This window comes from Methylobacterium sp. WL18 (assembly GCF_008040015.1).
Classification (GTDB): Bacteria; Pseudomonadota; Alphaproteobacteria; order Rhizobiales; family Beijerinckiaceae; genus Methylobacterium; species Methylobacterium mesophilicum.
Genome location: NZ_VRVD01000014.1, coordinates 1 through 21,888, shown reverse-complemented (window position 1 = coordinate 21,888; position 21,888 = coordinate 1). Strand labels below are relative to the sequence as shown.

Here is a 21,888-nt window from a genome sequence, read left to right as displayed (position 1 = left end):
CTAGGGTGCATTCAACGACTCACCCCGGGGGACTCGCGGAGGATCGCATGGCCAGTGGTGATGTCGTTGAGATGGGCCAGTCTGTCCCACGCGGCGGCTCAGAACTATCTTAGAGTCCGACCAATTGTCCCGAGTTCATGCCCTCACCGGTGCCATCCAAATGGGCTACCGTACTTTGGTCTAATCCCCGAACTATTAGGCTCAATGCTAGTACGGCGAGGAGGAGGCCGGCGGCCATGTTCAGCTGGTTCAGAACATGACTGGTGACACAGCGCCGGAACATCGACACGGCTGTGTTGAACACAACCCACCAGCCGAACGAGCCCAGGAAAACGCCGGCCGCCAGTACCGATAGTGGCGCGGTCCCGTGCTCGAGCAGGGCCGGTGTTGCGGCCAGGAACAGCACGGGGGTGACTGGATTCGCAAGGGCTAGCGCGATGGCACTGCCGTAGCTCGCGGCCAGGGTGTGTCGGCGCTCGCTGTTCATGCGCAACACCGACCCGCGGCGAAGAATTCGGACCGCGAGGGCGAGTAGCACCGCTCCCGAAACTAGGGAGAGCACGGCCCCGTTCGAAAACGCCGCGGCCAAGTCGTTGCTCCAGCGCGCCATCAAAGTCCCGTATGTCAGATGCACGGTGGCGACGCCGAGCCCGGTGGCAAGGCCAGCGGGCAGGCCCCCTGACAATGTGCGCTGGATGCAAAGTAAGCTCGTGGGTCCGATCGGCGCGGCGATGGACAGGCCAAGGCTCGCCCCCGCGAATAGGGCCGTGGCGATGACGCCCATGACGCCGGGAATGCGCTTAGTCGTCTTCCGCGCGGTCGAGAGGCGAAGCGGCCCCCCGGGGTTCAGCCGCCGCGTTGTTCGCGTCTGGGCACCCAATCTGCGCGCGCTCTACGGCCGAGGAAGCTTGCGCGCAGGCGAGCTCTGGTAGGTCGTTCAAATCGTCGGCCCAGGCCCCGGTGCAGGACAAGACAACAATCAGGCTTGCGGCAACTGTTTTCATGGTTGCTCCTCCCGTGTGCCGACAATTTAAGGATGGCTGAAAACTGATCATCCGCCGTCTGGCGGATAACACTGCCTGTACCGCGATAAGCTTGCGGCCTACGTCCCACCCGTGCAAGAAAGCAGAGTTTCCTCAGGTGCTTACACAGTCTCGCCTTAGTTTGCGGAGGTCGCGTTGCCGCGCCCGCTGGTGCGTCCGGACGGCGGGCTTACTGAAAACGTGCTCGGCGCACCGTCCCTCACCAAAAGCATCATCTGTTTGAAGGATACCGCTGTCAGTTTTGGACTGATATTGGTCTTACTGCGATCACTCAGACCATCGTGGGGCGTGCCGGTGCGGGAAGCTCTTATCGACCGGATCTACGAGGCTGCGGGCACCCCGGAGCTCTGGCCAGACGTCCTCCAGACTCTCGGTGATACGGCGAATTCGGATGGCGCTGTGCTCATGGTGCTGCCCCCCGTCGGAATGCCCCGCTGGATTGCCTCGCCAGCATTCGAGCAGCGACTACGTGAGCACACGGCCGCGGCCTCCTGGGGTGGCAGCGGGCGCACGGCACAATGGCGCGTCCAGGCCCATGCCGGCTTCATGCGCGACGTCGACCTCGTACCGGGCTCCTATGACGGTCGGCCCAGCGAAGTCGACAAGACGTTTTGGCAAGTGGGGACAACGATTCCCCTGCCTACCGGCGATGTCGCGATCGTCACCGCCGAACGCCGTGCCCAAACCGGTCCCCATGAGGCCGCCATCCTACATAAGCTCGATGCTCTGCGTCCCCATTTTGTGCGCGCTTGCCAGCTCAGCGCCCAGTTCGGTTGCGAACGCACTCGCGTCACCACCATGATGCTCAATCAGATCGGGGTTCCCGCTGCGGTCCTATCGGCCTCGGGGCGGGTGCTCACCATAAATGCCCGTCTGCAGGAGCGGGCGGAGGTCCTGCCCCCGGGCCAGCACGGCGGCTTCCTATTCAAGAGCGTGATCAACGGCAAACTGCTGCAGAACGCGATCGACAGGGTCATCAATGGCCAACACACGGCACAGACTATGCCGGTACGCAGCTATGCTGACGACCGCCCTCAAATCGCTCATGTCATGCGCTTAGAACGGCACCCCGGCGACGTCTTCGGTGCTTCGGCGGTACTAGTCATCCTTGTGCACGTTGGCGCGCGGGCAGCTCCGGACGACGGCCTCCTCAACCTGCTGTTCGACCTCACCCCAGCTGAGACACGCCTGCTCCAGGCGCTGGCCGGGGGCTTACGCCTGCAGAGCTACGCCGAGAGCGTCGGCGTCCAGACAAGCACTGTTCGCACTCAGCTCACCTCGATCTTCAACAAAACCGGGACCAAGCGGCAGGCGGAATTGCTGAGCATCGTCGCCTCACTCTCGATGTTTAGCGGTCAGACGGCACATTGTTTTGGTGCGACGTGAGTTATCGTGCGGCGTTGTCCAGAAAGGTGGCCAACGCGTGCGCGGTCGGAAAAGCGTCGAAGGCACCGAACTGGCAGGTGGTGAGCGCACCGCAAGCCGCGGCCTGGCGCAGGGTCGCGTCGAGCGGTACTTCTGCGAGCAGGCCCGCCATTAGCCCGGCCGTGAATGCATCCCCCGCCCCGACCGTATCCACTGCCGCCACCGCGAAGGCCAACTGGCGTAGGGGCTGCAGCCCAGGGCGAAACGCCATCGCGCCGCGATCTCCGAGGGTCACTACCAAGAGGTCTAGGCCGCCGTGGAGCAGGGCGGCAATAGCCGGTGTCGCGGCTGGGGCGTGGGCGATGGCGTCGGGAGTTCCAAGGCCCAGGTCCGCGGCCTCAACCGCATTGACGATGAGGATACTAGTGTCGGCTAAGATCGCCGGGTCGATGGGGCGCACCGGTGAGGGGTTCAGCAGAGTGCGGAGGCCCAGCGTTCGAGCCAGGGCGAAGGCCTCGCGGATGGGAGCGTCCGGCGATTCGAAAGTCGCTGCCACGAGGTTTGCCTTCCGAATACGTGCGGCGACGGCTCGGACGTCCTCCGCACCGAGGGCGAAATTGGCGCCGAGGCAAACTGCTAGGCAGTTCTCGCCGGTTGCATCGACGAAGGCGACGCCGGCACCCGTCGAGCCTGCATGCGGTACCAGCATATCCTCGGAGAACCCGACTTGCGCGAAGGTCGAGCGGGCCACTGGGGAGAACACGTCCGTGCCGACGGCAAAGAGTCCATCCACTGCGACGCCGAGCCGGCGCGCGGCGATCGCGAGATTGAAGCCCTTGCCGCCGGGCTCGGCCAGGAAGGCCAAGCCATCGAGGGACTCACCTGCCTGCGGCAGCCGCGCGACTTTGACCGAGCAGGCAATCACGAAGCTTCCAATGACGAAGACACGCATGGAGCACTCCGAGCTCATCCGATATAAGCATTTGTATCGGAGGTCGATCAGACGTGCGCCTTAAAAATCGGACGATAAACGGTGAGGTCAGCCCAGACCTCGCGGAAGGCGAGCGTCCCTCGGTGCTCTCTCTCTTACGCCTGCGCGGCGATACTGCGATGCCGCTGTACCGGCAAATTGAGAGCCAATTGCGCGAGTTGATCCTGTCGGGCTCGCTGCCGCCGGGCGTCATACTGCCGGCCGAGCGCCAGCTCGCCGATAGCCTCGGTGTCAGCCGCGTCACTGTCCAGCGCGCCTACGCCGAGCTGAGTGACGGCGAACTCCTCGTGCCGCGCGGGCGCTCCGGCTTCCTCGTGCGCCGTCCCCCCGAGCCCGTACGCCCAGGCATGGACCGGCTCAAGGGTTTCACCGAGGAAATGCGGGAGTTGGGGAAGATCCCGTCTTCGCGCATACTGGAACGGGCGGTCACTGAGGACCGCTCCATCGCCTCAATCTTCGGCCTGCCCTCGACGGCCCCGTTCCTGCGCCTGACGCGCGTTCGCTCCGGCGACGGCGTGCCGATGTCACGCGAGGTCGCTTGGTACAACATCCGCGCCGTACCTGCCCTTGAGACCGGCGATCTCTCCGGCTCCGTGTACGCCTTCCTAGGCGGGCATCCGGGCGGCCGTCTCGTGCGCTGCGAGCAGACGGTGGAGGCGACGATGCCGACAGCGGACGAATGCGAGATTTTCGACTTCGAACAGCCCCTCCCATGCCTCCTGATCAAGCGTCACAGTTACAATCAGGACTCGGTCATGATCGAGTACGTTGAGGGCCTATTCCGGGGAGATGCATATCGCTATCGGCTGAATCTAAGCGCTTAGCAATTGAGACCGACGTTTGGTCCTGACTCGCGAAAACGCCTCCGTATGGATTTATCCATCCGATTGGGCTTTATAAACATTATCTTCAATGTTCGTGGATTTGGTCGGTGCGCTTTTGGTGACGACAGGCAAGCATCATTGGGAATTAATTCGCCCCGGACAGTGCCCAACTAGAGCGAAGCCGCTTTGAGAGCTATGCGAAGACTGTATGCTTCTGCTCGATGAGGATGAGTGGGTAAGGCAGGGTGGGGCCGTAGGGGGACGTCTGCCTTGCAAGGAACCGCCTCAGAAGCGGACGTGCCGCTTTCGGCCAGACTACGCCATGCCGAATCGCCGATGAGCGCGAAACCGGTCGTTCTGCTTTGCGCCCATTGCGGCCATTCAGCTGCCCCAGGCGAAAGCTCAGGCGCGGACGTTAATACGAGCTAGGTAGCGGTTCGGGATCGCGCCACAACCGCACTTTCGTCTTCCCGATCCGGTCGGATCTCACACTCAGGGTTTCAGTGCGTCACTCAGGTTCTTGACGCGGAACTGCAGCGCTTCGCTCATCGGCAAGTCTTGGTTCTGTCTCCGGCTGGCAGGATCGGCGTGAGGAACCACCGCTCGTACAACTTGGCGAACGTACCGGAGGCCATCTGCGCTTTCACGGTTCCATCGACGAGTGCCTTGAACTCAGGATCGTCGCGCGGGAGCATGAGGCCGTAGTAGTAGTCGACGCCTGATGATGCCGGCAGGAACGCCAACGCTGCCGGATCCAAAGCCGTTGCCCGCGCCCCGGCGAGCAGGACATCGTCCTCGTACCACGCCGCCGCTCGGCCGGTGCGCAGCATCAGCAGCGACTCGGCATGGTCGCGCGCCTGCAGGATCGTCAGACCGACGCCGCGTTCGCGCTCATCGTGATGTGCTTCCAGCGCCGCCACATCAGGCTGGCGCCGATCGCGAAGCAGGCCATCGACGTCGTCGACCATGCTGAGACGAACAGCATCATCATGATCGGATCGGATCGGACGCGTAGGCGCTGGGCCGGTAATGGCCGACGCCGAGAGCGCCGAGGAGCGAAGTCAGCCAGGCGCACATGAGCCGGTCACTTCGATGTCGAATTGAGCCACCGGATCGGTCCATTCCCGGTTGGCGCAGTGGGACACGATCGAGATCGAGACGTGCCAGAGGCCGGCCCGGATCGAATCGGGCATGGGGTTGTCAGGAGCGACGTTCGGATACCCGTTCAACTAGGAGTGAGCTGATGCCCAAGTTTCACAAGAAGCCTGTCGAGATTGAGGCCATCCTGCACACGCAGATGGATCACGACGACACTGGCCCGTTCCCGGTGTTCCAGACCGATCCGACCGGCTGGCTGACCGACGCGATGGAGCGACCCGATGGCGCCGACGGTGAGGTTTTCTGGGATGACGATGGGCTGAAGATCCGCACCCTTGAAGGCGTGCATCTGGCGCTTCCGGGCGACTGGATCCTGCGCGGCGTTCAAGGCGAGATCTATCCCTGCAAGCCCGACATCTTCGCTGCGACCTACGACGTGGTGGAGGCCTGACGCTAAGGCGGAGTCCAGCACCATTACGCGCGAGATGATCCAGGCGGCCGCTGCGGCGATCGCCAACGGTCTGGGCGCCTTACGGGTTCAGCCCCGCGTCGAGCTTCCTGACGAAGCGCGCCGGGCTTGCAGCGTCGGCCTGCGACCGGGCCTCGATCCGATGGGACATCCGGTCCACGCCCATGCCGGCGCGCAGTTCTGCAATCACACCGATCAGGGCCAGCATTCCGAGCATCAGCACGAACACCGACAGAGTGTGTCGGATCGCGTCGGCATACTGCTCACCCGCGTGCACGATCAGCCAGCCGACGCCGACGAACACGACAGCCGAGCTCAGGGGAATCGTCAAATTGGGCATCGGCTCGACAACGGCGCGAGCGGGTTCGCGGTTCGACGGGGGTGGCAGCGCGTGCGCCCCGGCGAACAACGAAGGAGCGGATCAAGGACCGATCCTCATCCAGCGCTCAATCCGAGCACGAGCTGCTGCGCGATGAGCATCAGACCGGTCAGTGCCCCGCCAACTACGAGCACATCGGCGAGGCCCCGTTCTGGCTCGTGCCTGCTACGAGCGACAGCTCGATTGCGCGTGCTCGGCGGGTGCAGCTGCATGACGTTATCCGACCGATCCATGACTGCCTCCAGCATCATTGCTGGATCGTATCTGGCGGCGGCTGACGCTGTTCGGCATGCGCCAGCGCACATCCTGGTCGATAGCGATGGAGCAGCGGCATGAACGCGCCTCCCATCGACACGGGCCTGCGGCCGATCCCGCACCGCTCGCATGGGCGGAGCTCGGTGCCTCGTCGGCTACGCCTCGGACACAGCCTCATCCTCTCCGCCTGTCGCGCCGACTGCCGATCCGGGCCGGTAGGCGTCCAGCGCCACGTAGGCTTCCGTATTGGTCAGCCCGACCTGCTCCATGTCGGTCAAAAGCGCCAGGATGTCCGCATCGACCGGCTCACCGGCCTCTTTGCGTGCAATGAGTCCGTTGATCATCGCCATGTCGTCGTTCGGCTCGTCGGCAACTTCGGTCGTGGTGGGAATGGCCATGACGGGTCTCTCGGAGGGTGGCTCCGGGACCTAGGGCGCTTTGAGGCACCTGGCCACAAGCAAACACTAACCCAAGCCGCGGAGTTGCAGCATGGCCGACTCCAGCACCATCACGCGCTGAAATCTAGCCCTTCAGAAACGACATGCAAAACGCAAAGAACGACGCAAAAGAAAGCGCCCAGATCTTTATAAGATGGCCGGCTGTTGCTTCTTCTACGGGCTGACCGGAGTAAGCCAGGATCGCCCCGAACACTAGAAACAATGCGGACGTTGCTAGGAGGGCCCAACGAACCTTCGTCATCAAATGCCCGCGAGGTGGTTACGAACACGGTCCGACTTAGGCCCAAAACATTACCGAAATGAATAGAGGCACGGATCTCATGGCCAATTGTAGCGTCGAATTCGGTATTTCCGCCCTTAAGACGGGAGGCGCCTGTGGTTGAGCTGGCCTTCACTGCCGCCGATCTTGCCGCCTGCGCCGAGCGCGAGCTTGCGCAGCGCCTTCGGGCCTACCCGCGATGGGTCGAAGCCAAGCGCATTAAGCAGACGCTTGCCGACCGTCAGATCGCGCTCATGCAGGCGATCGCGCGCAAGCTTCGCGCGGAGGCTGATGCAGAGGGCGCGAAGGGGGATCTTTTCGGCGGGGAGGTGCGCCATGGGTGAGTGCCTCTCAGGCCGCCCGTCCCATTTGCGATCCGCACGGATCTCCTTCTCGGATCAGTTCTCTCAGCCGCAAGGCCACAGCTGCGATAAGATCGGGTCGGCTGCGGCCAGCCGAAGTCTCCTGCCAGACTCGGAGCAGAGCCGCTGCGAGCCGTTGCTCAAGTGTGGCCAGATAGTTTCGCGCCTCTGTAGAACTGCCATTCCGTATCACAACGGCGAATTCGATCAGAGCTTCTCTCATCAGGTGGGCTACGATCTGCTCAGTTGCGGCTTCATTACTGCTTTGAAGATGCAAAACGACAATCTCCACGCCACGATGATGCAGTATACGGCTATCATTGCTGGTACGTCTGCTCATCCTTTAGGAGGTCTCGCTGTTCGCGGCCAGCCGCGCGTCCCGGCCGACGCCCACGACATTACGGGGGCGGCATGAGCGAGAACCATCGTTATTCAGCCTCCGCCGCGTCCCCCTCCTGGATCGTAGCAGGTGTAGCCGATCAGGCAGGACGCGTTGTCCCGCGTCGGCTCGAAGGCAGATCGGGCTGCTTGACCGGAATCACAGTGCCCGACGTCGCTCACGAAACGGTCGTAAGTCTGCCCGCCGGTGCCGAGGACCAGGGCCCCGCGCGCGCGGACCAAGCCGGACGCCTGAGCGCAGGTCAGAGTCACGCTCGACGGTCGAGTCTGGGCTGGGGCAGCCGTCGCTGGGCCCAATACAGCCAGGGCTGTCAGCACGACGCGAGGCAGTCTGATCTTCATGTGGGCTCACAATTAGTGCGCGTCGAAGCGCTCGCCATCGCGGAGGCAACATGACCGCGATCGCCCTCGCCACCCGCGACCTGTTCGGCGTGCCGTTCGCCGACACCATCGCCCGCTCAGCCATGCTATCCCGCGGCGGAGCCTATCGCTTCACGCTCAACATCTTGGGCGGCTCATACAGGCGGCCTTCCAGCGAAGCGCTCACCATGTACCGCTGGTCGGCCAGTTGTGCCAGCAGCTTGTCCCGTGCACGACTCAGTGGATCGTTGGCCGACGCAGTGGGAACAGCCGCACTCAAATTAAACGTCTTCAACACACTCATCTCCGTCTCCTCACATGCGAGCTCCGTAATTTCTCATGCTCGGGACGTTACTGCCGCTATCCTCGTGTTCAACCGAAGAAATACCAATTTTATACGGAGCCTTGATGAGAGCTCCTGAATGCGGCCCCATCTAGCGTCAGCATGTCTGTTCCATGTTGCATTCTGGAACCGCCGCCGGCTCTTTGGGAACCCTGTCTGTGACTTGAAATCAGACGTTCTGGTTTGCGCCCAAATCGGTCATTCGAAACACCATCGGCGATCCCCTGAAGCGGACGTCAGGAACTCTCATCCTAGTAGCTACCCGCGTCCAACGCCGCACAGCTGAGATCAAACAGGTCAACGGCTTTCACTCGATGCGCACAATGTCCGTTCAGGTTCGGTCCGGGATATCCAGATCGAGCAGTGCTGAGCCCAGCCCCTTACCGTGTGCATCTAGCGCCAACGAGCGCGTCACGCCGCCGCCCAGGGCGCCCTTCAACACGAAATTCAGCGCCCCGATCTTGGGTAGCGCGTAGCGGATGACCTCGCCGATCACGATCTCGCAGAAGTGCTCCTTCACCCGCTCGGGCGTGACATGCGCCTCGAGATGCCCGTAATCCGCCATGTCGTAGGCGATCAGCGCGATGTTCGACGTATTGCCCTTGTCTCCGGTGCGGGAGTGGGCGAGCGCGCGCAGCTTCATTCTTGAGTCTCCCGGCTCTCAGGCTTCAACGAACTGCACGCGCGGCCGGGCGAGCGTCGCCGGGACAAGGACCGACTGCACCGCCACCACCTCGCGTGCCGACTTCCAGGCGCCGCCGCCGCCGGCCGGCCCGTTGGTGTAGAGCGTCTCGACCTCGTTGCCGATACGCACCGCCTCGGCGAGGGTCTCGGTGCGACCGGCGACGCGGAGCCGGACCTCGTATGGCTCCCGCCCGCCCGACAGCGCCTCCCCGTGCAGGCTATCGACGCCGATCAGGTCGCAGCGCAACTCGCTCACCACCACGCCAGTGAGCGCAAGGCGCTCACGCACCACCTCAAGGGCGAGCCGACCTCGGGCCAGGGCGCCGGTTCCGGCGTAGGAGATCTGCCCCTCGCCGATGTAGGAGTCGACGTACCCGACTGAGACCTTCAGGAACCCAGTCGCCGGCGAGCCCGTCGCACCTGTCGCCCGCACGCGATTCGGGCCGATCTGTTCCATCTCGACCTCGGAGAAATCGCCGACCACATCAGGCTGGAGATAGCGGGCCGGGTCGTGCACCTCGTAGAGCATCTGTTCCTTGCAGGTGGCGAGGCTGATCCGGCCACCTGATCCGTCGACCTTCGTGATCTCGACTGTCCCATCCTCCGCCACGATACCGATGGGAAAGCCGAGGCGCGCCAGACCTGGGACGTCCTTGCAGCCGGGATCGGCGAAGTAGCCGCCGGTAATCTGGCCGGCGCATTCGAGCAGATGGCCGACGAGGGTGCCGCGGCCCAGGCGCTTCCAATCGTCCATCGCCCAGCCGAACTCGTGAACCAGGGGAGCGAGGAACAGGGCCGGATCGCCGACGCGGCCGGTGACGACCACGTCGGCCCCGTCCGCGAGGGCTGCGACGATCGGGGCCGCGCCGAGATAGGCGTTGGCCGAGACGATGCGGTTGCCGAGGCTGGCCGCTGGCGCGCAGCTCTCCTCCAGTGTGAAGTCGCCGGCTCGCACCGCGTCGAGCAGGTCGTCGCCCGTGACGGCGGCGATCCTCAGCCCGGTAAGACCGAGGTTCCGCGCCAGTGTCTGGGTCTTCTGCGCGGCGGCGATCGGGTTGGCCGCGCCCATGTTGGTCACGATGCGGATGCCGCGGGCCCGGCACGGCGCGAGCACCGCCCGCATGCGAGCCTCCAGCAGCGGGTCGTAACCGCCCTCCGGGTCTTGCAGCTTGGCCTGCTGAGCCAACGCGATTGTGCGCTCGGCCAAGCACTCGAACACGAGATAATCGATCTCGCCCCTTTCTGCGAGTTCGACTGCGGGCTCGATACGGTCGCCGGCGTAGCCCGCGCCGGCGCCCAAGCGGACGGTTCTCATGGACGGATCTCCGCTGTCAGAGGGGGAAGACGCCGAGGACGACGCAGGCGAAGGTCATCACCACCGAGGCCGCGAGCAGGAACGGGAAGGTGAACTTCTGGTGGTCGGCGAGATCAATCCCGGTCAGGCCGCAGACCAGGAAGGTCGCCGGCGTCAGCGGGCTCACAGGAAAGCCCGTGGTCATCTGACCTAACAGCGCGCCCTGCGCGACCTGTACCGGCGGCACGCCGAGCTGGTGGGCGACCTCGGATACGACGGGCAGGACGCCAAAGTAGAACGAGTCCGGGTCGAACAGCATCGACAGCGGCATCGACACCAGGCCCAGCGCGAAGGGGATGTGGCCGCCCATTTCCGGCGGCACGAAGGTCACGGCGGTCTGGGCCATCGCCTTGAGCATGCCGGTGCCCTGCATGATCCCGGTGAACACGCCGGCGGCCAGGAGAATCGAGGCCATTAGGATCGCGGCTTTGGCATGCGCGTCGATGCGCTGACGCTGGGCGTCAACCTGCGGATAGTTGATGATCAGCGCCAGCGCCGTGCCGAGCATGAACATCAGGGCCGGTGGCACCTTCTCGGCCATGAACACCATCGTCCCGAGAATGGCGACGGTGAGTAAGATGTTGATCCAGAACCGGCCCGGACGGCGCAAGGCTCGCTCTGCATCGCTCAGCGTGCGGGCAATCGTAGCCGAGCCGGGGGCGATCCCCGCGGCGGCGGTACCGGGAGCAAGCGCGAGACGACGCTCCTCCCGCAGGCCGAGCCAGTACGAGACGGCGAAGATAAAAACCAAGCCGACCAGTTGCACCGGCACCAACGGCGAGAAGATTTCCGGGACCGGCAGCTTAAGCGCAGCCGAGGCGCGGATCATCGGCCCGGTCCAGGGCAGGAAATTGACTCCCGCCGCCATCGACGCGGCGCATGCCAGGATCCGCCGGTCGATCCCGACCCGGTCGTAGAGCGGCAGCATTGCGGGAATGGTGATCAGGAAGGTCACCGCGCCCGAGCCATCGAGATGAATGAGCAGGGCAAGCAGGGTGGTCCCCGGCACGATCCGGGTCGGGCGCGTCCCGACAGCAGCGAGGATCCGATCGACGATCGGATCGAGCATTCCTGCGTCGCTGACGATGCCGAAGAACAGGATCGCGAACACGAACATGCCGACGACACCGGCGAGGTTCTGCAATCCGGTCAGGACGAACTTGCCGGTGTCGAGCCCGAACCCGCCGATCAGCGCGGCCGCCACCGGTATGACGATCAGGGCCACAAGCGGGGACATGCGCTTGGTCAGGATCACGGCGAGCAGCAGCGCAATCGTGCACAAGCCGAGCAAGGCCAGCATCTGTTCCTCCCGATGGACTGCAGCGCTGTTTGAGTCCGCGCTTCTGCCCGACCAGAAAACGGTGAGGTACTGCATGATGCAATTGAAAAGATCGGATGGCAGGGATAGCCGGAGATTATGGATCTCAATCTGCGACAGGTGCGGGCCTTTGTGTCCGTCGTCCAAGCCGGAAGCTTCACCCGCGCCGCCGCCCTGCTGAACCTGTCCCAGCCTGCGCTCACGGTGCAGGTTCAGCGCCTTGAGGAGATGCTCGACGCACGTCTCCTCGACCGTACCAGCCGCACGGTCGCGCCGACGCGCCTTGGCCGCGAGTTGCTGCCGGTGTTTCTTCGGGTCCTGCGGGACCTCGACGCGGTAGTGATCGACACCCGCGATCTTGCAGTTCAACGCCACGGGATTGTGCGCGTCGCAACGCTGCCATCCTTCGCGGCGAGTTCGCTATCGGAGGCGATCGCTCTCTTTCGTGCCGCGCATCCGCGCATGAAGTTCGTGATCAAAGACGTGATCGCGCAACGGGTGCTCGACCTCGTACGAAGCGAGGTAGTCGATCTGGGTATCGTCGGCGGCGATATCTGCGATCCGGAGATCAGTGTGCTGCATCGGACCAATGATATTTTGCACGTGGTCTATCCCCGCGACAATCCGATCAGCGTGTTGCCGAACGTCACCGTCGAAACTCTGGCCGCGTATCCTCTGATATTGATGGATCCTGCCACGAGCGTGCGGACCGTAGTCGATTTGGCATTTACCGCAGCTGGTCGGCTCCCCATCGTGGCCTGCGAGGCGACTTACATGATGACCGCAGTCGGCATGGTTCGGGCCGGCCTCGGCCTGACGATCCTACCTGGCTCGGCGCGTGAGATACGGGCTGAGCCCGAACTTCATTCGCGTCCGATCGATGATCCGCACTTCAAGCGTCCGGTCTGCCTGATCAAGAAAGCAGGCCGGACGATACCCACAGCTGCCGAGGCGTTTTGCATGCTGTTGTCAGGACTGATCGTACACCCGGTGGGTTAGTCGGGCTGAACCATGCCAGGTTTCCCGGAGGCTCCCACGCTTGAGAGGATGGAGCGATGACGAAGTGACCCCCACCATATTCCCCCGAGATCCGCGCCCGAGCGGTGCTGATGGTACTGGACCCACCAAGGCGATCGCGGCATCGCAGCGACTAAGGCTGCGCTGGCCGGGACGGCGTATGTCTAGGCAGGAAGGAGATGCAGCCTTTACGCCTTCGACCTAGATGGCAGCGGCCGGATCAGCGTGGTGATCAAGCGGCATTCCGACTGCGGCGTGTTTTGCCTCACGGTGGTGATCGACGGTAAGGACTTCGCGTCAATCCCGCGAGGGCGGTCTGAGCCTGACCTTGGTCGAGAAGTTCGCACAGTGTCTCGGTGGCCGGGTCTAACGTGGCTCGCCGGAGCGCGGAACACGGTCGGCCACATGTTTTCCGATGCCGCTTCGAAGTCGATCGCGTTGCCCGATGCCTCGCGACCTACCGGTCGGACGGCCGGAGAGCCAGCACGTCGGCCAGGGTCACCGGTCGGTTGATTTAGCTGCATAGATGCACGAGCGTCGACTGCCGGAAGCGGAGATCGGCCGTGACTTCCTCCTCGATCCAATCGGGCTTGATGAACGTCTGAGCCTCATGCGTGGGTTCGACTTCGGCCGGCGTGATGCCCGCGAGCGCGCCCCGGAAGACGTCCACCTCCCCACTCAGACCGGCGTATGGAACGCAATACCGGGTCTTCTCGATCAGGCACCTGACGCAGACATCTTGCAGCATCGCCTCGGCGTCGGTGGGCGGGATCTCGTACTCGAACTCCGGTCTGGTGATGCCCCCGTGGACGCGGCTACCTTTTACCGTCAGCCAGGCACGGTCCGTATCAAGCGGTACGCGAACCTTGCCGCGCGCGAACTGGCCGACCAGTCCATCTTGAGGTTACGGGCGCCCTATGCTGCGTCCCGCCACCGTTCGTTCGCCATCAGAAACTTCCGCTCGATCTTGAACCGCATGCCGCTCCCGGACCTGAGTGAAGCGCACGGTTAGTCCGTCAGGTCTAGCGACAGCCAACCAAGGCGTTCGGACCGGGCGCATCGGGTTCATCATGATGTCCGAATAATCGCCAAGCCGCAGATCTGGCTCATCGGAGAAATTCGCGCAGAGGAAGTCATGAATCGTCTCACGTGGGATAATATCTGCCGTCCCTCCGCTGTCTCCGCGACGGCACTCGTAGCTATTCTGTTGGATGTAATGCTGACCGCATAGCGCGATGGAATGTCCGACACCCTTGGACTCACTTCGCTCCCTGCTTGTCGTCCCGAATGCCAACGCCCTTTCACCTGTCCCGCATTACGCTGCGTATCGCGATATTTGATGTCGAAGAACAGAACGGCATTCAAGAACCTGGACATCAAGGGGCGGAAAATTAGGTTCCGATTGTATTCCGCCCGAATGGAAGGTCCTAGGCCGGAATTCGGCACGCGGGATAAGCACGATACCTCTAGACCGTCACCTCATCGTCACGGAGGCACTTTAATCCCCGATCAGCGAAATAAATTCTCAAGGTGCCCATGCCCGACGCAATCCTGGCACCGACCGGCACAGTTGGGCCTGTGATGGCCGGTAAACCCAAGCTCGATCACGGCATTCATCCCGGAGGCATCATTGCCTTCCTGCTCGTGCTCGTCGCAGGGCTCGGCTACGCGGTGTTCAGTCTGATCGCCGACATGAACGCCGTCCACCAGGAGCCCCTAGCACTGGGCGCCTTCGCTCTCCTGGGGCTCGCGCTGCTGATCGCGCTCGCCTTCGAGTTCGTGAACGGGTTCCACGACACTGCCAACGCCGTGGCCACGGTGATCTACACCCACTCGATGCCGCCGCTGGTGGCAGTGATCTGGTCCGGGACCTTCAACTTCCTCGGCGTGCTGCTGTCCTCGGGCGCCGTCGCCTACGCCATCGTCACCCTGCTGCCGGTGGAGCTGATCCTCCAGGTCGGCTCGGGCGCTGGCTACGCAATGATCTTCTCCCTGCTCATTGCGGCCATCCTCTGGAACCTCGGGACCTGGGCCCTCGGCCTACCGAACTCCTCGTCGCACGCGCTGATTGGCTCGGTGCTGGGCGTCGGCCTTGCCAACCAGCTGATGGGTGGCCAGGACGGTACATCTGGGGTCGACTGGACGCAGGCGCTCGGCGTGTTCAAGGCACTCGCCTTCAGCCCGATCTGCGGCTTCGTGGCTGCCGCCTTACTGCTTCTCGCCCTCAAGTTCACCGTGCGCCGCAAGGACCTGTACGAGGCCCCCAAGGGCGACGCCCCGCCCCCGCTGTGGATCCGCGGCCTCCTAATCCTGACCTGCACCCTGGTGTCGTTCTTCCACGGCGGCAACGACGGCCAGAAGGGCATGGGCCTGATCATGTTGATCCTGATCGGCGCGGCGCCCACCGCCTACGCCCTGAACCGGACCATGAACGCCGATGCGACTCCGGCCTTCGTCCAGACCTCGGATGCCGCCAGCAAGGTGTTCTCGACCTATTCCGGTGGCGGGGTACGGCCCGACGCCGCCCAGGCCCGCAAGACGGTCGCCGACGCGCTGAAGGCGAAGGAGCTCAACAAGCCGGAGGTGTTCGGTGCTCTGTCCGCGCTCTCGACCGACATCGCGGCGTCGGTGAAGGGCTACGGCTCGCTCCAGCAAGTTCCGGCGGGAGCGACCTCGAACGTGCGTAACGACATGTACCTCGCTTCCGACGCGATCCGCCTGCTGCCGAAGAGCGGCGCGACGCTGTCCGAGGCCGAGGCCAAGACGCTGAAGGGCTACACCGAGCTCCTCAACGAAGGCACGCGCTACATCCCGAGCTGGGTGAAGGTCTGCGTCGCACTGGCGCTCGGCCTCGGCACCATGGTCGGCTGGAAGCGGATCGTCGTCACGGTCGGCGAGAAGATCGGCAAGACCCACCTCACCTACGCCCAGGGCGCCTCGGCCGAGATCGTGGCCGCGGGCACCATCGGCCTCGCAGAGCTCTATGGCCTGCCGGTCTCGACCACCCACATCCTGTCGTCGGGCGTCGCAGGAACGATGGCGGCCAACGGCTCGGGCCTGCAGATGTCCACGGTGCGCAACATGGCGCTGGCCTGGATCATGACGCTGCCGGCCGCGATCCTCATCGCCGGGACGCTGTTCTTCATCCTGCGCCACGTGTTCTGAGACGGATGGAGGCCGGCACCGCGACAACCGCTCGTCGCCTGTGCGACGAGCCGGCGCTTCCGGGGCTGCTATGGGCGATGCGCTTCGATGAGAGTGGCTGCGGTCACCTCGTCGAGCACGGTGAGGCGCTGCCTGCCCCAGGGAACTTCGGCGAGGCATTCACCTGGCTGCACTTCAACCTGAACGACGCGCGATTGCCGGCCGTGATCGACGAAGGACGCCTCGGCCCGCCCCGTCTCGCAGCCGCGGCCTTCGCTAGCGATCCGCACCAGCGCCTCATCGTCGAGGCAGGCCATATCGGCGGCGTCGTGGCCGATCTCGTACGGGAGGCCGGTGAAGGCCCCAGGATCGACGCCGGCGGGCGCTTACATTTCGTCATGGGGCCGCGCCTGCTCGCGAGCGGCCGGCGACATCCCGTCCTCGGACCGGACCTCGCCCGTGACGCCGCTGTTGACGGTCGCGGCATCCTGGCGCCGATCCAACTGCTCGACGTCATCGTCGGGCAGGTCGTGACCTCGATGGCCGATACCGGCGCTCGCCTGGCCGATGAGCTCGACGAGATCGAGGACCACATCCTCGACGAGCGCGTTCGCGGCGAGCGTCGACGCCTCGGCCCGATCCGTCGGGACGCGGTCCGGCTGCACCGGCAGTTGCTGGGACTGCGCGCGGTGTTCCATCGCCTGGAGACCGCTTCGGCCGACGAAGAGGTCCCGGATGCGGCCATCGCCGCGGCCACCCGGATCGCGCAGCGGCTCGACGCGCTTGATCGCGACATGGTCCTGCTCGCGGACCGCAGCCGTCTGATGCAGGAGGAGCTGTCCTCCTATCTCGCGCAGGCCTCGAACCGGCAGCTTTACATGCTGTCGGTGCTCACCGCGCTGTTCCTGCCGCCGACGCTCGTGACCGGGCTATTCGGCATGAACACCAAGAGCCTGCCGCTCGCGGACAACGAGGCCGGCTCCACCGTGGCCATCGCCATCGCCTGCCTCTCGGCGGTCGTCGCCTACGCGCTGATCCGCGTCCTGGGCATCCGGCCGCCGCGGGATTGAGCAAGGAAGCGCGTGCGGCTCAGTAGCGGGTGATGGCGCGAAGGCCGAACACCAAGGCGTTGCGCACCCGGCTGCCGTCGGGATCGCGGGGGTTTGAGATTCCGCCCCCCGGATGGACGACGTACTGCACGGTCGGCTGCAAGGCGATGCCGGGAGCGAGCACGGCCTGATAGGTTGCCTCCAGCAACAGCTCGGCGCTGCGGCGTGGGGCGGGCGTCGCGCTCTGCAGGGCGGCAATCGCGTCGAGCCGCCGCGCCACGCGGGAGATGTGCGTAACGCCAATGCCGAACCCGAGGGTGTCGTCCGAGCGACCGGGGAAAAGGCCGCGATAGGCAATGCCACCGTCGAGGTAGAAATCCACGAGGTTGCGGTCGCCGGGGGACGCCGAGGCCCGCAGGAACACGCTGGCGCCGTCGTTGGGATCGTTCGGCTCCTGGTAGATCGTCTGGTCGATTACCCCGTAGATTCCAGAATCTTCCGAAACCCTTCGGCCGAGTCCGCTCACGGGGTCGGGCATGAGGGCATCGACGCGGCCGAACCGGTGCCAGCCCCCGAACGTCACGGTGCCGGGCAGGCCGGTGTCGCCGGGGCGGGCATTGTAGGCGTATGAAACTTCGGCGATTACGAGCGGCGGATCGGAGACCGGAAAGCGGGTGCCGTTCGGGTTGCGGCGCTGCGGGTCGATCCCGGAGCGCGGGTTGCCTCCGCCGGGCGTGCCGTCGATCAAGCTCGCCTGGAACGAGAGCTCCCGGGTCGGTACGTACTTCAGGCGGACGGTTGGCGCCGAGAGCGGGTAGGCCGGCCCTCCGTCGGTCATGTTCGCGGCGAATATCGCCGGCCAGCCGAAGGTGCCGTTGGTGAACAGGATGCTGGTCTGGCTCACCATGTACTCGGTGTCAGCGGAGAGCTGGCCGACGCGGAGGAACAGCCGGTCGTCGAACAGGCTTTGCTCCAGCCAAAGTTCGGACAGGCGCGAGGCGGGCAGGGCCTCGATCTCGCTGATGGTCATGAGGTTGCCGACGCGCGAGCGAGAGGTGCCGCTTCCCTGGATCTGGTAAACCGTGGCGTGGGCCGTGGTCCCTTTCCATCCGGCCAGGGTGTCGAGATCCACGTCGACGTCGAGATCGAGCAGCGTCAGGCCTGTAGAGCCGCGTCGCAGTCCGCCACGAACATCGCGGTAGGTCTCCGCCACCGTGATCAGTCCGAAGGTGATCCCGTGGCGTTCCAGGAAGGAGCGGTATCCTCCCGGGTCGCCTGCAGCCCCGAGTAGGGGCTGGAACGAGGTCGTCACCTCCGCCGCACGACCGGCCGAGAAGACGGGCTGGGCCACCGAAGTCTGCGGATCACCTCCCGCGCCGGAGGGCGAGCCGATGGCTATGCCTTCGGCCGCAAGCCGTGCAGCCGTGGCTCGTGCCTCAACTCCCTCAGTTTGGGCCGCGCCTAGGTTTGGCGGCAGCCAGAGGGCAAGCGCAACGACGGCAATGATGTTGGTGCGGCGGGAGGAACGCACCTCGATCTCCGATCCGGTTGGAAGCCAGAGCATCTACACAGCTCATCACCGTTCGACGACACGGAGGTCGCTGGAATCATTTACGGCTTTCCGTCGGCATTTATGAGCGTTCAAGCCTTCGTAACGGCTCATGACTAGGAGACCCGCCTCGCCGAACCGGTGGTGTCAACCAGCCCCTACCATGCCGAAGCACCTCTGGATCGATCCGCACAACCCCTACGACCAGCATGAGGTGATGGCGGGGTTCGAGCTGCATGGACTGGTTCCCGCCACGTCGCAGTCATAGACGAACGCGACGACGACCTCCTGGCCGAGCAAAATAGGCGCGCCAAGCCGTAGGGTCTGGACTCGATCAGCACCAGAACGCGATGACGGCGGCGAGAGCGAGGGCTGAGGCGTAGTTACGGGCGAGCTTGTCGTATCGTGTGGCGATGCGGCGGAAATCCTTGAGGCGGTTGAAGGTCGCCTCGATCCGCCAGCGTTCGCGGTAGCGGCGCTTGTCGTGGCGGATCCTCTTCTTCCGACCGCGCTTGCCCGGGATGATCGGCGTGATGCCCTTCGCGCGCAGGTCAGCGCGCAGCCAATCGGCGTCGTAACCCTTGTCGGCGGCCAAGCGGTGGATCCGGCCGGGCGTGTCGGCCAGCACGGCTGGAGCTGTGGTGACATCGCTGGCGTTGCCGGGCGTCAGCAGGAGGACGCCGGGCCGGCCGAGGACGTCGGTGAGGGCGTGGATCTTGGTCGTCTGGCCGCCGCGCGACGGGCCGATGGCTTGCGCACGCGCCCCCCTTTACCGCCGTGGGCCGAACGGTGCGCCCGCACGTAGGTGCTGTCGATGGCCGTCGCCTCGCCCGACCATCCGGCTTGGGCCATCGCCGCCAGCATGGCCTTCCAGAAGCCGCGCCGTGACCACCTGTTGAAGCGGTTGTAGACGGTGGTGCGCGGGCCGTACGCGGCCGGGCAGTCGCGCCAGCGGCAGCCGGAGGTGAGCACGTGCAGGATGCCGGAGATGATCTGCCGGTCGTCCTTGCGCGCCGGTCCGGGTTGATCCTTCGGCATGAACGGTTCGATCACCGCCCACTGCGCATCCGAGAGCCAGAACAGCTCCGCCATCGCCGCCTCCGTGCTGCACGCGGCGGCCCTGAATCACAAAATCACAGAGCTCGCAAGAGCTTGGTGCGGTTCACACCCTAGAGCTGTTGCCGTTTAGCTTGGGTCATAAGCGTCGTATCCAGCGGCAGTGATGTAGTTGCGGCATTCAGCTGGGGTGAAGGCTGCGAAGGCCCGGGCGATGGCTGCCCAAAGGTCTGGGACGGTTCGGGCAGCGGCGGTGCGCAGCAGCGCCTTGAGCTTTGAGAAGGCCTCCTCATCCTGAGCCTGTCGAAGGATCGATCGGGTTGAAGTCGGGCGAGTAGGCCGGGAGGTAGAGGAGCCGCGCGCCGGCCGCCTCGATGGCTTCGCGCACGCCGACGACCTTATGGGATTGCAGGTTGTCGAGGATGACGTTGTCACCCGGCTTCAGCACCGGGACCAGGGTGTCGGTGACGTAGGCGCGGAAGCGCGCGCCGTTGGTGGCCCCGTCGAACAGGGTGGTGGCGACCAAGCCGCTGGTGCGCAGGGCGGCGGTGACGGTGATGGTCTTGTAATGATGGGGTGGACGCCCCCCGACGGCATCGACGTGCCAAAGTGGTGGTTTTGTGAACCACCCGAGGGAGGCGTCCGTGACAGAGGTTAGCACCATCGGCCTGGATCTGGCCAAGAACGTCTTTCAGGCGCACGGCGCGAATGCTGCCGGTGCCCCGATCTTCCGCAAGAAGCTACGGCGTGATCAAGTACTCGCCTTCTTTGCGGCCCAACCACCCTGCCTCGTGGCGATGGAGGCCTGCCCCGGCGCGCATCATTGGGGCCGCGAGATCGGCAAGCTCGGCCACACGGTCAAGCTGATCGCGCCTGCCTACGTGAAGCCCTTCGTTAAGCGCCAGAAGAACGACGCGGCCGATGCCGAGGCGATTTGCGAGGCCGCGCAGCGTCCGACCATGCGCTTCGTTGCCGTGAAGAGCGAAGCCAAGCAAGCCTCCGCGGTGATCTTCCGGACTCGCGATGTGCTGGTCGGCCAGCGTACTAAGCTCATCAACGCGATCCGCGGCCATCTTGCCGAGTACGGCCTGATCGCGCCGCAGGGACCCGCCCATATCGAGCGGTTGATCGCGCAGATTGAGGATCCCGCTTCGGACATTCCTCCAGCCGCCCGCGCCAGCCTTGCCGTGCTCGTTTGTGCGCTCCGCCATCTGCAGGAACAGACCGCAGCGCTCGATGCCGAGATCGCCACGCGCGCGAAGGCCGACGATACGGCTCGGCGGCTGATGAGCGTGCCCGGTATCGGGCCGCTGATCGCCACTGCCATCGAGGCCTTGGCCCCACCCGTCGAGACGTTTCGTTCGGGCCGCGACTTCGCCGCCTGGGTCGGGCTGACACCGGTGCAGCGCTCGACTGGCGGCAAGGAGCGGCTCGGACGTACCTCGCGTATGGGCGAGCGGACGTTGCGACGTCTGCTGATCATCGCTGCCAGCGCAGTCGTACGCTGGGCCAAGCGCAAGGGCGTCCCGGCGGACTCATGGCTTGGCCAAATGCTCGCGCGCAAGCCGCCGATGCTGGTCATCGTGGCTGTGGCGAACAAGAACGCGCGCATCGCGTGGGCCCTTCTGACGAAGGGTGGGATCTACCGAGCTCCGGCCGTCACCGCGTAGGCGGGGCGGACGCGAGGCTGTCGGAGGGCGTGAGGAGGTCAACGGACAGGTATGGCGCAACGTCGGTGAGACGGAGTTGGGAGAACCAGGCTCAGGGTAAGCGCTTCGAGCGCGCTGTAGTGATGTGGTCCCGACTCTCGCACTCCCATACGGGCCCGCGGCATGTAACCCGCCGCATCAGAGGCCGGACACATGGCAGCACCCGATCACGCGCAGCGCCCGTCCAGAGATTTTGCTTGCACCCGAAGGGGCGTCCACACATGGCCCTGGGGCACGAGGAGCCGGCAGCGCTCGCCGCGTGGAGCCCTACCGTAAGTGCGGGCCATGTTCGTGGCGGTCGCCGTCTCGTCGATGAAGACGACGGCATCGGGGTCGAGGTCGAGTTGACCCTCGAACCACGCCTCCCGTGCGGCTCTCACGTCCGGACGCTCCTGCTCGGCCG

Annotated in this window: 20 protein-coding genes and 3 pseudogenes; 9 read left to right on the top strand and 14 right to left on the bottom strand. The window is 64.7% G+C overall.

Annotated elements, in window-relative coordinates; translation table 11 throughout:
• Nucleotides 1-109: 109 nt before the first annotated feature.
• Nucleotides 110-784, bottom strand: a complete 675-nt coding sequence (locus tag FV228_RS03070) for a LysE family transporter (RefSeq protein WP_147853235.1) — start codon at nucleotides 782-784, stop codon at nucleotides 110-112.
• A 394-nt stretch (nucleotides 785-1,178) separates the two neighbouring features.
• Here FV228_RS03070 and FV228_RS03065 point away from each other — a divergent pair, with 394 nt between their 5' ends.
• Complete coding sequence (locus FV228_RS03065) at nucleotides 1,179-2,429, top strand: hypothetical protein (protein WP_147853234.1); 1,251 nt, start codon at nucleotides 1,179-1,181, stop codon at nucleotides 2,427-2,429.
• A gap of 1 nt (nucleotide 2,430) precedes the next feature.
• Here the strand turns inward: FV228_RS03065 and FV228_RS03060 are convergent, their stop codons facing one another.
• Nucleotides 2,431-3,360 (bottom strand): ribokinase, encoded by a 930-nt coding sequence (locus FV228_RS03060; protein WP_147853233.1) that lies wholly within the window; start codon nucleotides 3,358-3,360, stop codon nucleotides 2,431-2,433.
• Nucleotides 3,361-3,518: 158 nt separating this feature from the next.
• On the opposite strand from FV228_RS03060, the gene FV228_RS03055 reads away from it, so the two are divergent.
• A complete protein-coding gene (locus tag FV228_RS03055) occupies nucleotides 3,519-4,223 on the top strand; it encodes a GntR family transcriptional regulator (protein WP_238262574.1) in 705 nt (234 codons plus the stop codon).
• Between the two features lie 545 nt (nucleotides 4,224-4,768).
• Here the strand turns inward: FV228_RS03055 and FV228_RS03050 are convergent.
• Both FV228_RS03050 and FV228_RS34730 read right to left on the bottom strand, forming a co-directional pair.
• Nucleotides 4,769-5,191, bottom strand: coding sequence for a transporter substrate-binding domain-containing protein (locus tag FV228_RS03050; RefSeq protein ID WP_147853232.1), 423 nt, complete (start codon nucleotides 5,189-5,191; stop codon nucleotides 4,769-4,771).
• Between the two features lie 93 nt (nucleotides 5,192-5,284).
• Nucleotides 5,285-5,416, bottom strand: coding sequence for a hypothetical protein (locus tag FV228_RS34730; RefSeq protein ID WP_281406461.1), 132 nt, complete (start codon nucleotides 5,414-5,416; stop codon nucleotides 5,285-5,287).
• Between the two features lie 50 nt (nucleotides 5,417-5,466).
• Here FV228_RS34730 and FV228_RS03045 point away from each other — a divergent pair, with 50 nt between their 5' ends.
• A complete protein-coding gene (locus tag FV228_RS03045; RefSeq protein WP_147853231.1) occupies nucleotides 5,467-5,772 on the top strand; it encodes a hypothetical protein in 306 nt (101 codons plus the stop codon).
• Between the two features lie 79 nt (nucleotides 5,773-5,851).
• Here the strand turns inward: FV228_RS03045 and FV228_RS03040 are convergent, their stop codons facing one another.
• The gene (locus FV228_RS03040) at nucleotides 5,852-6,121 is read right to left on the bottom strand and encodes a hypothetical protein (RefSeq protein WP_147853230.1); all 270 of its coding nucleotides are present in this window, start codon (nucleotides 6,119-6,121) and stop codon (nucleotides 5,852-5,854) included.
• A gap of 458 nt (nucleotides 6,122-6,579) precedes the next feature.
• The gene (locus FV228_RS03035; RefSeq protein WP_147853229.1) at nucleotides 6,580-6,822 is read right to left on the bottom strand and encodes a hypothetical protein; all 243 of its coding nucleotides are present in this window, start codon (nucleotides 6,820-6,822) and stop codon (nucleotides 6,580-6,582) included.
• Nucleotides 6,823-7,257: 435 nt separating this feature from the next.
• Here FV228_RS03035 and FV228_RS03030 point away from each other — a divergent pair, with 435 nt between their 5' ends.
• Nucleotides 7,258-7,485 carry a hypothetical protein gene (locus tag FV228_RS03030; protein WP_147853228.1) on the top strand — a complete coding sequence of 76 codons (228 nt, stop codon included), beginning with the start codon at nucleotides 7,258-7,260 and terminating at the stop codon, nucleotides 7,483-7,485.
• A gap of 809 nt (nucleotides 7,486-8,294) precedes the next feature.
• On the top strand, nucleotides 8,295-8,684 hold the full coding sequence (locus FV228_RS34020; RefSeq protein ID WP_246693804.1) for a hypothetical protein: 390 nt from the start codon (nucleotides 8,295-8,297) through the stop codon (nucleotides 8,682-8,684).
• 252 nt (nucleotides 8,685-8,936) lie between these two features.
• On the opposite strand, the gene FV228_RS03015 is transcribed toward FV228_RS34020, so the two are convergent.
• From FV228_RS03015 to FV228_RS03005, 3 genes are read right to left on the bottom strand one after another with little or no spacing between them, the layout of a single operon-like run.
• On the bottom strand, nucleotides 8,937-9,248 hold the full coding sequence (locus FV228_RS03015) for a hypothetical protein (RefSeq protein ID WP_147853226.1): 312 nt from the start codon (nucleotides 9,246-9,248) through the stop codon (nucleotides 8,937-8,939).
• An 18-nt stretch (nucleotides 9,249-9,266) separates the two neighbouring features.
• On the bottom strand, nucleotides 9,267-10,604 hold the full coding sequence (locus tag FV228_RS03010; protein WP_147853225.1) for an acyclic terpene utilization AtuA family protein: 1,338 nt from the start codon (nucleotides 10,602-10,604) through the stop codon (nucleotides 9,267-9,269).
• Between the two features lie 16 nt (nucleotides 10,605-10,620).
• Nucleotides 10,621-11,943: a citrate:proton symporter gene (locus tag FV228_RS03005; protein WP_147853251.1), complete on the bottom strand. Its 1,323-nt coding sequence runs from the start codon at nucleotides 11,941-11,943 to the stop codon at nucleotides 10,621-10,623.
• Between the two features lie 117 nt (nucleotides 11,944-12,060).
• On the opposite strand from FV228_RS03005, the gene FV228_RS03000 reads away from it, so the two are divergent.
• On the top strand, nucleotides 12,061-12,960 hold the full coding sequence (locus FV228_RS03000) for a LysR family transcriptional regulator (RefSeq protein ID WP_147853224.1): 900 nt from the start codon (nucleotides 12,061-12,063) through the stop codon (nucleotides 12,958-12,960).
• 532 nt (nucleotides 12,961-13,492) lie between these two features.
• On the opposite strand, the pseudogene FV228_RS34015 reads toward FV228_RS03000, so the two are convergent.
• Nucleotides 13,493-13,956 (bottom strand): annotated as a pseudogene (locus FV228_RS34015) (CYTH domain-containing protein).
• Nucleotides 13,957-14,559: 603 nt separating this feature from the next.
• On the opposite strand from FV228_RS34015, the gene FV228_RS02990 reads away from it, so the two are divergent.
• Both FV228_RS02990 and FV228_RS02985 read left to right on the top strand, forming a co-directional pair.
• Complete coding sequence (locus FV228_RS02990) at nucleotides 14,560-16,143, top strand: inorganic phosphate transporter (protein ID WP_238263086.1); 1,584 nt, start codon at nucleotides 14,560-14,562, stop codon at nucleotides 16,141-16,143.
• Nucleotides 16,144-16,148: 5 nt separating this feature from the next.
• Nucleotides 16,149-17,192: a transporter gene (locus FV228_RS02985; RefSeq protein ID WP_238263083.1), complete on the top strand. Its 1,044-nt coding sequence runs from the start codon at nucleotides 16,149-16,151 to the stop codon at nucleotides 17,190-17,192.
• 19 nt (nucleotides 17,193-17,211) lie between these two features.
• On the opposite strand, the gene FV228_RS02980 is transcribed toward FV228_RS02985, so the two are convergent.
• The 3 genes and pseudogenes from FV228_RS02980 to FV228_RS02970 form a co-directional block, all read right to left on the bottom strand.
• Nucleotides 17,212-18,702 (bottom strand): carbohydrate porin, encoded by a 1,491-nt coding sequence (locus tag FV228_RS02980; protein WP_246693803.1) that lies wholly within the window; start codon nucleotides 18,700-18,702, stop codon nucleotides 17,212-17,214.
• Between the two features lie 352 nt (nucleotides 18,703-19,054).
• A protein-coding gene (locus tag FV228_RS02975) for an IS5 family transposase (protein ID WP_147853221.1) occupies nucleotides 19,055-19,812 on the bottom strand; the annotation gives its coding sequence in 2 pieces (ribosomal slippage) (nucleotides 19,055-19,482 and nucleotides 19,482-19,812; 759 coding nt in all).
• Nucleotides 19,813-19,905: 93 nt separating this feature from the next.
• Nucleotides 19,906-20,347, bottom strand: a pseudogene (locus tag FV228_RS02970) (transposase); the annotation flags it as partial.
• 73 nt (nucleotides 20,348-20,420) lie between these two features.
• Here FV228_RS02970 and FV228_RS02965 point away from each other — a divergent pair.
• A complete protein-coding gene (locus tag FV228_RS02965) occupies nucleotides 20,421-21,446 on the top strand; it encodes an IS110 family transposase (protein WP_147853220.1) in 1,026 nt (341 codons plus the stop codon).
• Nucleotides 21,447-21,706: 260 nt separating this feature from the next.
• Here FV228_RS02965 and FV228_RS02960 read toward each other — a convergent pair.
• Nucleotides 21,707-21,888 (bottom strand): annotated as a pseudogene (locus FV228_RS02960) (IS630 family transposase); the annotation flags it as partial.

What these genes read in the sequence shown, in the direction of transcription:
- FV228_RS03070 (WP_147853235.1), bottom strand. Translation starts at nt 784, where the DNA reads ATGGGCGTCATCGCCACGGCCCTATTCGCGGGGGCGAGCCTTGGCCTG.
- FV228_RS03060 (WP_147853233.1), bottom strand. Translation starts at nt 3,360, where the DNA reads ATGCGTGTCTTCGTCATTGGAAGCTTCGTGATTGCCTGCTCGGTCAAA.
- FV228_RS03055 (WP_238262574.1), top strand. Translation starts at nt 3,519, where the DNA reads ATGCCGCTGTACCGGCAAATTGAGAGCCAATTGCGCGAGTTGATCCTG.
- FV228_RS03050 (WP_147853232.1), bottom strand. Translation starts at nt 5,191, where the DNA reads ATGGTCGACGACGTCGATGGCCTGCTTCGCGATCGGCGCCAGCCTGAT.
- FV228_RS34730 (WP_281406461.1), bottom strand. Translation starts at nt 5,416, where the DNA reads ATGCCCGATTCGATCCGGGCCGGCCTCTGGCACGTCTCGATCTCGATC.
- FV228_RS03045 (WP_147853231.1), top strand. Translation starts at nt 5,467, where the DNA reads ATGCCCAAGTTTCACAAGAAGCCTGTCGAGATTGAGGCCATCCTGCAC.
- FV228_RS03035 (WP_147853229.1), bottom strand. Translation starts at nt 6,822, where the DNA reads ATGGCCATTCCCACCACGACCGAAGTTGCCGACGAGCCGAACGACGAC.
- FV228_RS34020 (WP_246693804.1), top strand. Translation starts at nt 8,295, where the DNA reads ATGACCGCGATCGCCCTCGCCACCCGCGACCTGTTCGGCGTGCCGTTC.
- FV228_RS03015 (WP_147853226.1), bottom strand. Translation starts at nt 9,248, where the DNA reads ATGAAGCTGCGCGCGCTCGCCCACTCCCGCACCGGAGACAAGGGCAAT.
- FV228_RS03010 (WP_147853225.1), bottom strand. Translation starts at nt 10,604, where the DNA reads ATGAGAACCGTCCGCTTGGGCGCCGGCGCGGGCTACGCCGGCGACCGT.
- FV228_RS03005 (WP_147853251.1), bottom strand. Translation starts at nt 11,943, where the DNA reads ATGCTGGCCTTGCTCGGCTTGTGCACGATTGCGCTGCTGCTCGCCGTG.
- FV228_RS03000 (WP_147853224.1), top strand. Translation starts at nt 12,061, where the DNA reads ATGGATCTCAATCTGCGACAGGTGCGGGCCTTTGTGTCCGTCGTCCAA.
- FV228_RS02990 (WP_238263086.1), top strand. Translation starts at nt 14,560, where the DNA reads ATGGCCGGTAAACCCAAGCTCGATCACGGCATTCATCCCGGAGGCATC.
- FV228_RS02985 (WP_238263083.1), top strand. Translation starts at nt 16,149, where the DNA reads ATGGAGGCCGGCACCGCGACAACCGCTCGTCGCCTGTGCGACGAGCCG.